The organism is Coprococcus sp. RTP21428st1_C9_RTP21428_210409, from assembly GCF_040227395.1.
GTDB lineage: Bacteria > Bacillota > Clostridia > Lachnospirales > Lachnospiraceae > Coprococcus > Coprococcus aceti.
This window is the reverse complement of the sequence record NZ_JBEHVV010000027.1, coordinates 25,041-33,926: the sequence shown is the minus strand read 5'-3', so window position 1 is coordinate 33,926 and position 8,886 is coordinate 25,041. Positions and strand designations below refer to the sequence as shown.

At 41.4% G+C, this 8,886-nt stretch carries 10 protein-coding genes; all 10 read right to left on the bottom strand.

The genetic code is table 11. The annotated features are described in order from the left end of the window. Positions 1 to 1,339: MocR-like pyridoxine biosynthesis transcription factor PdxR (pdxR, locus tag ABUA34_RS07260; RefSeq protein ID WP_349823084.1), on the bottom strand; the 1,339-nt coding region annotated here is incomplete at its 3' end. A gap of 3 nt (positions 1,340 to 1,342) precedes the next feature. Beyond that, positions 1,343 to 1,996, bottom strand: coding sequence for an HAD family hydrolase (locus ABUA34_RS07255; RefSeq protein WP_349823083.1), 654 nt, complete (start codon positions 1,994 to 1,996; stop codon positions 1,343 to 1,345). A gap of 189 nt (positions 1,997 to 2,185) precedes the next feature. Beyond that, positions 2,186 to 3,112 carry a hypothetical protein gene (locus ABUA34_RS07250; protein WP_227135093.1) on the bottom strand — a complete coding sequence of 309 codons (927 nt, stop codon included), beginning with the start codon at positions 3,110 to 3,112 and terminating at the stop codon, positions 2,186 to 2,188. A 128-nt stretch (positions 3,113 to 3,240) separates the two neighbouring features. Beyond that, a complete protein-coding gene (locus ABUA34_RS07245) occupies positions 3,241 to 3,924 on the bottom strand; it encodes a hypothetical protein (RefSeq protein ID WP_349823082.1) in 684 nt (227 codons plus the stop codon). Next, on the bottom strand, positions 3,917 to 4,546 hold the full coding sequence (locus ABUA34_RS07240) for an ABC transporter ATP-binding protein (protein ID WP_349823081.1): 630 nt from the start codon (positions 4,544 to 4,546) through the stop codon (positions 3,917 to 3,919). Before ABUA34_RS07240 ends, ABUA34_RS07245 begins: the two co-directional genes overlap by 8 nt. Positions 4,547 to 4,554: 8 nt before the next feature. Next, the gene (locus tag ABUA34_RS07235; RefSeq protein WP_349823080.1) at positions 4,555 to 5,250 is read right to left on the bottom strand and encodes a hypothetical protein; all 696 of its coding nucleotides are present in this window, start codon (positions 5,248 to 5,250) and stop codon (positions 4,555 to 4,557) included. A gap of 10 nt (positions 5,251 to 5,260) precedes the next feature. After that, positions 5,261 to 5,890, bottom strand: a complete 630-nt coding sequence (locus ABUA34_RS07230; RefSeq protein ID WP_349823079.1) for a hypothetical protein — start codon at positions 5,888 to 5,890, stop codon at positions 5,261 to 5,263. Positions 5,891 to 5,967: 77 nt separating this feature from the next. After that, positions 5,968 to 6,765, bottom strand: a complete 798-nt coding sequence (locus ABUA34_RS07225; protein WP_349823078.1) for a DUF2705 family protein — start codon at positions 6,763 to 6,765, stop codon at positions 5,968 to 5,970. Between the two features lie 15 nt (positions 6,766 to 6,780). Then, positions 6,781 to 7,257, bottom strand: coding sequence for a hypothetical protein (locus ABUA34_RS07220; RefSeq protein WP_022058257.1), 477 nt, complete (start codon positions 7,255 to 7,257; stop codon positions 6,781 to 6,783). A 345-nt stretch (positions 7,258 to 7,602) separates the two neighbouring features. Beyond that, on the bottom strand, positions 7,603 to 8,865 hold the full coding sequence (locus ABUA34_RS07215; RefSeq protein WP_349823077.1) for a sensor histidine kinase: 1,263 nt from the start codon (positions 8,863 to 8,865) through the stop codon (positions 7,603 to 7,605). Between the last annotated feature and the right edge of the window lie 21 nt (positions 8,866 to 8,886).

Sequence of the window (8,886 nt, the reverse complement as noted above, 5' to 3'; positions counted from 1 at the left end):
GACCTGCATTCTCTTCCTTTATCGTTACCTGTGGATACAGCCTGTGACTCCTGATACAACCAAGTATCCTGTCCCTGCTGTTCCTGTAAAACTTTCTCATCCTGTTGATGTGCTTTTCCAGATACCCCTCCTGGATAAACCTTGTGAGTGTATACTGATCAAAATTCGACACCGTACACGCATAAAAGCTTAGTACATGATTATACCTTACCATGAGCGGTATTGGCAATACCATGTAGCTTATTCGTATGGTTGATGACAAACTTTTTGAAAATGTATTCATGTATATGACCTTATCTGAGGCATCTATACTCTGAAGTGCTGGGATCGGATTGCCCACCAGACGGAATTCACTGTCATATTCATCCTCTATGATATATCTGCCCTCCTGCTTTGCCGCCCAGCCCAGCAGTTCATATCTCCTGCTCGCCGGAGTGACAGTTCCCGTAGGGAAATGGTGTGACGGTGATATATGCACCACATCAGCCCCGGACCGCTCTAGCGAATCTATGTTGACACCGCTCTCATCCATGTCTATATAACAGCATTTCACTTGATATGCATCGTATATGTGCTGTATCTTCTGATATCCCGGATTCTCCACACCGTATACGCTGTCCCTGCCGAGAAGCTGTATGATAAGACCATACAGATATTCTGTTCCCGCGCCGACTATGATCTGGTTCGGGCTTACAGACATCCCCCTGAACTGATAGAGATAGTCCGCAATGGCCTTTCTGAGTTCAAATATACCACCAGACGGTGATCTCTTCATAAGCTTTTCCCGGTCATCCATCATCGTCTCCCTCATGAGCTTCGTCCATGTCGAAAATGGGAAGTTCTCACTGAGGGTGGAATTGTTTACAAAGTCGGCAAAGAACCTGTTCTGGCCAGGGGATTCTGCGTGTTCCCTGATCACATGAGAATGCTCTGTCACATGGTTTTCCGATCGTATTCCGCGCAAGTATGCAACGTCCGATTCATCTGAGGTCATGTTCTGCCTTGCATTATCTTTCATTACGGAACCTTCTGTACCACCCTTATATTCACTGGCATAGTAGGCATTGCGCACTCCCACAACATCCGCATCCTCGGCCTTCACGTCACACACATAGAACCCGCTCTTCGGCTTGGAATAAATATACCCCTCCGCAAGAAGCTGGCTGTAGGCATTCTCCACAGTGACCACGCTCACATTCAGATGAGCTGCAAGTGCCCTCTTTGACGGCAGTTTCTCATGGGCTTTAAGATTTCCCATTAATATGTCATTTTTTATCTCTTTGTACAAATGTTCATAGAGGAAATCCATCCCCCTGTCATCAAATGAATAAGTCAGCATCCGCTACTCTCCCAGTATTATGTCAACTATCTTCTGTGGTTCATGAATGACAAATGGTGCTCCAAGGCTCATGATGAACTCCTCATCCCTGAAACCCCAGCCAACCATGATGACATCCGTTCCAGAATTTCTTGCTGTGGCAAGATCCACATCAGAGTCACCTATATATACGACATCCTTCTTCTCAAGACCAAGCGTTCTGAGGCACTCCTCCACCATGTCAGGTGCCGGCTTCTTTGCTATGCCATACTTCTCACCAAGTGCGAAATCAAACATTCCCGGGAAATAGTCAACACACAGATCCTGGACTGCGAAATCCGCCTTGTTGGACACAACCGCAGTCTTCACACCTGCTGCCCTGAGCTTTGCGATGGCATCATGTATTCCGTCATATGGTCTGGTCTTGATGGCACTGTGCTCCTTATAATAAGAAGCAAATGTATCAAACACCTTATCTATCGTTGCCACATCAGTTCCCGCCGGCACAGCTCTCTCAATGAGCTTTCGTATGCCATTCCCAACAAATCTTCTAACCTCATCTATAGTTCTCTCAGGGAATCCATGATGAGCAAGTGCATAGTTTGTACTGTCTGTCAGGTCCTCCAGAGTATTGAGTATTGTTCCATCCATATCAAATATCGCTGCCTTGTATCTCATGCCATACATCTCCTTCAACATTCTTTTTTCGCTAACTTCATTATAAACAGTGGTCTTTCATTGTCAATCGACAAAAAAATAAAGATGGCAGCGCTCAAATCTGCCATCCTTAGATAACCTTTTCTATCATTTTTACAAATATCTGATTACAGGACTAGGACTTCCAGCCTAAACTCCACTTCCCCAGCTTTATTCTGTCTTGTCCACTGTATGCTCTACTCCATCTACCAGAACACTGTTAACCTGATACAGATCCACACTATCATCCAATACAACCTGATAACTTTCCAATCCCAAGCTCACGGATATCCCTGAAAGCTGTTTCTTTACATGAGTCCCCACTTCCTTATCATTTAAGATACCAACCAGACTGCCATCATTCATCTTAAGCTGTATGCTGCTATACATTATATATCCATAGTCTTCCTCATTGAATGCATCTCCAAGTGCTTTCTTCTCTTGCTCCAGCTCATCATCCAGCTCACTCTGCTCATACTTAGTGTCAAAAACCAACGTCAAGGTTTTTTCCCCGGTTACACATTTCTCTAATTCCTCAGATGTAAAAACCTTGTAATTTACGCTTTTGCTCTTCACACTATAATCAGGCAGACTCAGAGTGTATTCGTGATCACCATCGTTAATAGTCATAGAATCAAGCTTATCCTGTGCAGCTTTTCCTTTGTCAGCCAGCAGATTTGCACCGCTGATATAAAAATCACTGTCATCAGATATTGACTCATACATGGATATTTCATTGTACGAACCAAATGAAATGGTCATAGTATCCTTTGACATATTCTTTTCAATTTCTGCTTTCTTTTCTGCAGACAGCCTATTCCCCTCTAAATCTGTAACTTTAATTCCATATGCCACTATGTTCTCATCTGGATTGTAATAATAACTATCCAAGGTGTAAATCACATCTTCTGCCGACGCACTTGCGCCTGTCACCTTAACGCAGGAATCATTTATCATCTTCTCAAGAACCCCTTCACACGAAGCTGCAGTTCCCAGATTTCCGCCAACAGAAGCGCTGTCATAACTCACCGTCTGCACAGTCTCCTGATTTGATGAATTATTCTGACACGCCGTTATACACGAAAACGCGCATGCCATAATAAATAATATCTCTATCTTTCTCTTCGTTTCTTTCACTATACGTTGTCTTTTTATCATATTAAATAACCTTTCAAACTGAACACCAGTCATTGGAATCATTTCGTATTTTTACAAAATATGAAATATCATCTGAGTGCCATAACTTCTTTCTTCAATCTGCAATACTTGTCATATTGCTCATCATCAAGTACAATCACCTCAGCATCTCTGATATCGCTGTATGCCGGCAGTTTGTCACTATCCTGGGAATCAATATACTTTGCCGGAACACTATCGCCATATGTATACTTTCCATATGTCGTACACTGCGGCATGTACACATATTCAGCATCACCATATCCTGCGTTTTTCAGTTTCTTGAGGAATAACACATATTCGGTTTCTTCCTGCATAAGCGTATATCCACACGTACAATCCATGAAATCGCCCACGCAGTCAACAGGCTCAAATATATATATTTCTTCTCCAGGTTCTGCATTTCCCTGATACACATGGTCTACTTCAGCCTTGGAAAACACACACTCCTGGTACAATTCCCTGTTCCACGTCTCGTCAAGATGCACCCTTACAACCAGTTCACCATCTGCCATAAGATCTGACACAGACTCTACACTATCGCCATCCACCATGCCCATAGAAACATCATCGGCATAATTAATGTCACAATATTCAACAACCGGATTTGTATCAATGAACGCCTTCAGGTCAGTATTATCTACAAATGTTCTCCGTGTAATCATACCTGCTGCTATTCCCAGCACTACGAGTAACAGCACTGCCAGCATTCCTTTTACTGCAATCTTATTCATCGCACACCCGACCTTCCGCCATTTCCAAGATAGCTGAGCAGCCTTCAATGTCCTGCGGGTTATGGCTTGCAATTATTACAATGGCGCCTCTTTCCGCTTCCTCATGGATAATTTTTCGCACCTGTTCCACACTCTTTTTATCAAGAGCATTCGTAGGCTCATCCAGAAGCAGGATATCCGGTTTTTCCATTATCGCCTGAGCTATTCCAAGCTTCTGTCTCATTCCCAGTGAATACTTCCTCACCACTCTTTTATCCGAAGGTTCAAGTCCAACCCTGACAAGAGCATTCTTTATATCATCTTCTGTCGCCTGTTTTCGTATGTCTGCAAGCAGCTTTAGTGTCTCCATTCCTGTATAGCGTTTCCAGAAATTAGGATTTTCTATCAGAACACCTATGTTCTCCGGATGATCTATATCCTTCTTTAATATCTTGTCATCTATATAGACACATCCACTGTCTGCCTTTATCAGCCCAGCAATAAGCCTTAACAGCATTGTCTTGCCAGAGCCATTTGCCCCAGTGATACCATATATCTTTCCACTTTCAAATTCACAGCTTACATTATCAAGAATTGTTACGCCCTTTATCTTCTTGGTCACATTTTCAATTCGAACTTTCATTATCCTGCTTACCTCCACTCTGTCTTTCTGGCAACTATCCCCTGACAGCATATAAATACCAGCATAAGCCCAAGCATCACACATGCACTCAAGGCTCTGCCAGACCATTCAATCCCATTTTGGATTCCCCACATAAAATATCCAGGCAATAACCTGAGCCCCTTGCCCACCTTCTCTGGTATACCGCACAAGGGTATAAGCTGGACAGCCTGGAACAGTATTACCGCAGCAATGCCTATCACAGGCTTTCCGATCAATGCCAAAATGTTCGCTGCAAGGAGCAGCACACACATATATAATGCATATATGCCCATATCAGCAAGATCACCCGGCACAGCTTCACCTTTGATAAGCGGAACTACAGCCATACATATAGCTGAAAGTCCAGTCAATGCTATGATTTCTATGCACATTTTAAGTGAATACCTGAACATAAGGCTCATTGTTCCCTTTGTCCGCGTGAATATAACCGACGCATTTCTATACAGATTTTCGCAAAAATAATCTCCCCATAATATATATAATGGAAGCTGCGAGAGTACCAGCATAGTATAAGATAAGAACATCCTGTTCACATCCATGAAATCAAGCGGCCAGTATGCCATATAAAATGCCGTCCCCACATCACTGCACCCATAAGCTCTGACAAATATCAATATATATATGAGTAGCGCAACTCCGCACCTTGCTGTATTCTTCTTCATAAGCATCCCCTTATTTCATTTTTGGAAGATATTGCATCGTTGCAGCCTTCCTATATAAAACAGCCATCATAATCAGAATAATCACAATATTCATAGCCGTCACGCTGACAATCTCCGCCACAGACGATAGCACATCTATATGAAACATCATATAATAAAGTCTGGTGTAATGAGCAACATTTTCCATTCTTGGAACAAATACAGAACTGTTAAACAACACGAATACAATGTAATCCAGCAGGAATGTCCACACAGCATTACACGTATATGAAAATATAAGTACAAACAGCATTCCTATTTCTATCCATCCAATACCCTGAAGCAGTGTCTGAATCAAAATATATCTGACATTTTCCTTTTCCCACCAGCCAGGCGCTGATGTACCTATTATGAGATATGACCCAATACTCAAAACCAGGCTGAAAGACACGCTTCCGAACAAAATCTGTCTGATGATCAGCCACATATGGCTGGTGACTGAACTGCATCTGACCGCCACTATATCCATGTGCCACATGCTGCATAACGGAATAAGAAAAAGACAGAACACCAACGCATATAATCCTATCACATTTCCCTCCAGATAAAGATCTGTATACATCTGTTCCAGACCCAGCTCTTTTCTCTGACTACATCTCATAACAAGAAATATGATAAGGTATATACACAAATATGCGCACCATATAAGCTTTCTATTATGCCTTACACTAATCTTCATCAAAGACAATCCTTTCTACAGCCCACACCTATCATACACGCACTAATAATCAATGTCACAACTGCAAATATCACAATTGACCACCCACTTCCATATGGATTCATGCTCATAATATCTGTACCGATAACATCACTGTCTGCCAGAGCCGTTACACCTGACCAGAGTATATTGTATACAAAAGCAGATATGAGTATCACATATCGGTTTGCACCAAACGCTGTCGACAATGCAAATGCAAATAGCGCATATAAAGCCACTAATCCGCCTCTTATCAATATATAAACTATTACATTGACATACGGATGATACGCATATAGTGAACCAAACTCCCTATCCGGCTCCGGCGGAAGGAGTGTGATATATATTGCATTTCCCCCGGCACGACCTCTCGCATCAAAAGTCACCAGGCTTATTGCAAGGCTTACAAGCAATGTCAAAGTAACCACGGCAAATGCCACAGATGCAACTGTTGCAGCTTTGCATATTATATTTTTCTTTTTACTCTCCCTTGTAAATATCACGTTGGATAAACCACAGCTTCGTTCTTCATAGAATATGTCCGCTACCAGCAGACACGCCAATATAGGCAGAAAATCTGAGAATATAAGCTGAGTTATGTTGGAGCACACATTGTGAATGGCTGTGTAACTATATGCACCTCTTATATATGTCACCTCTTTTCCCCACCACTGTGCACATGTTATAAGCTGATTTACGATAACTGCTGCCACCATAAAGATGGCAGTTCCCCAGAACTGCCATCTCTCAATTACTTTTTTTAACTCTCTTGCAAACATAATTGTATTCCTCTTCTAATTAAAACGTACCACTCCTGATACCTTGATTCTGTTTTTGAATATGCTTACTGTCGATTTTGCATTTTCTGCTCTCAGATTTGCACGAACCCCTTTTTGATAGTACTCCTTCTGCTTGTCACAGTATTTTACCTTGTGAACAGCCTTATCTGATATATCATTCACAAAGTAGTCTGTCCAATAATGCCAACCTCCATTGTAATAAGTCCTCATCCAGAAGTCTATTTTCTCACATTTAGTATATTTAGTGACTCTAAACTGTCCATAACTTCTATTATTTTCCTTTATTGCTGATGCCAATGTTACATTAACACTTCTGTCTGGAAGCGAAACATTTGAAAATGTTACTCTATTAGTACAACTAGTCTTCGCCTTTCCAGCAGCACTTACATATGTACTTACTCCAAATGTTCCTACACTAACAATTAATAATATAACAAAAGCCATCTTTATTCTGCTTCTTTGATTCTTCACCTAATTTACTCTCCTTTTAATATACTACTATTACGTTTGCAGTTAAAGTTACAACATCTTACAACTAACTTAAGATTATACCTTACGAAGCAGCCACCACAACCAATCAACATATCCTTCATACAACATGTGCTTCCCCCCCCTTTTTTCGCTATCTTGCAGACAAATGTCTCAATTATGCAGTTTTTAATAAATCCACAAAACCCACCATGCCTCTGCCACCTCAGACTGTATTACGAAACTTCCCCATTTACAACACTTATTCAGTGAACGGTCATAAAACACGGTGAACGGTCAATTTTTCAGCAAAAAACATGCAATCGTTTAAGACTGCATGTTTTTCTATTACTTCTTTATCATTATATCTGCAATAAATTTACTGCCCTCTATTTTGTAACTTATATCGCCATCATAACGGTTTACGATATTTTCCACATTTTTAATTCCATATCCATGATTATGCTTATCATCTTTCGTTGTCTCCAGCCTGCCATCACTCCATGACAGCTTATCATCACTGAAGCTGTTGCAGACACTTATATACGTGTTCATTTTCCCCTGATGGATATCGAATACAATGCTTTTATCTCCGCTCTCCTGTCTGTCCACTGCCTCCACTGCATTTTTCAAGAGATTTGACACCAAGATACACAGATCTCTGTCGCCAATTGAAAGCTTATCTGTCACATACCCTGTCACCCGGATATCACAAAACTCTCTCACAGGATACAGATAGTAGTTGAGCATAGTATTGACAATCTCATTTCCAACATCATAGCTTCTCTTGCTTATGTCTGATATGTCATGCATCATTTCACTCACATACTTATCCAGCGCATCGTATTCACCGCGGCTGCAAAAGCCTCTTATCTCTGTAAGCTCAGATATGATATCATGCCTGAACTGCCTGGTAGCATTCTCCCTTTCCAGTAAATTCTCAAAATACTCTCTCTGCTGTTCATTGTAACGCTCCAGACCTTCATTCTCTATCTGATACTCTGTCTTGACATTAAAGTAATATATCATTCCAAATATTATGATAAATATAACTATGCTCCCCACTGTAGTCACCACAAATCCAGCAGTTTCCACTTTCGGACTTTCCTCAAGACCTATAAAAGAATCAAAGAACGTTGTCATCATCATAACTGCAAATACCGCAGCAGATACCATGACACTTATACGCATCGGAAGAAGGAATGCATCTTTCCCTAATCTGCGCCCCAGCAAAAAGTAGTATATCAACATGATAAGTATGGTTGCTGCTATGCCCATAGCAACAAGGCTCCTCTCGTCTGGCATAACCTTGTACTTTATGGCAAGTCTGACTATTCCTTCAAACATTTCCAACACCGGAGATGCCACAATCATTATATTTACCGCACTTCTGAAAGACATGCCGTACAAAACCACTGCCAATATAAATGCATATACCGCCGCCATCAAATTGATGATAAGCTGCGAATCCAAAATCACCGTCAGTGCGCACAGCACTGTTCCGGCAACAAGCAATGCTCCTCTTAGCTTGTTGCATCTTATCCTAAAACGCTGCCCTCCCAGTACATAAAAATACACAATATACTCTATCACGATCAGCAATATAACCATTATGTTATAAGCATACCCCCC

Excerpts from the sequence above, each read along its gene's own strand:
- ABUA34_RS07255 (WP_349823083.1), bottom strand. The coding sequence starts at position 1,996 with ATGAGATACAAGGCAGCGATATTTGATATGGATGGAACAATACTCAAT.
- ABUA34_RS07250 (WP_227135093.1), bottom strand. The coding sequence starts at position 3,112 with ATGGCATGCGCGTTTTCGTGTATAACGGCGTGTCAGAATAATTCATCA.
- ABUA34_RS07245 (WP_349823082.1), bottom strand. The coding sequence starts at position 3,924 with ATGAATAAGATTGCAGTAAAAGGAATGCTGGCAGTGCTGTTACTCGTA.
- ABUA34_RS07240 (WP_349823081.1), bottom strand. The coding sequence starts at position 4,546 with ATGAAAGTTCGAATTGAAAATGTGACCAAGAAGATAAAGGGCGTAACA.
- ABUA34_RS07235 (WP_349823080.1), bottom strand. The coding sequence starts at position 5,250 with ATGAAGAAGAATACAGCAAGGTGCGGAGTTGCGCTACTCATATATATA.
- ABUA34_RS07230 (WP_349823079.1), bottom strand. The coding sequence starts at position 5,890 with ATGAGATGTAGTCAGAGAAAAGAGCTGGGTCTGGAACAGATGTATACA.
- ABUA34_RS07225 (WP_349823078.1), bottom strand. The coding sequence starts at position 6,765 with ATGTTTGCAAGAGAGTTAAAAAAAGTAATTGAGAGATGGCAGTTCTGG.
- ABUA34_RS07215 (WP_349823077.1), bottom strand. The coding sequence starts at position 8,865 with ATGGTTATATTGCTGATCGTGATAGAGTATATTGTGTATTTTTATGTA.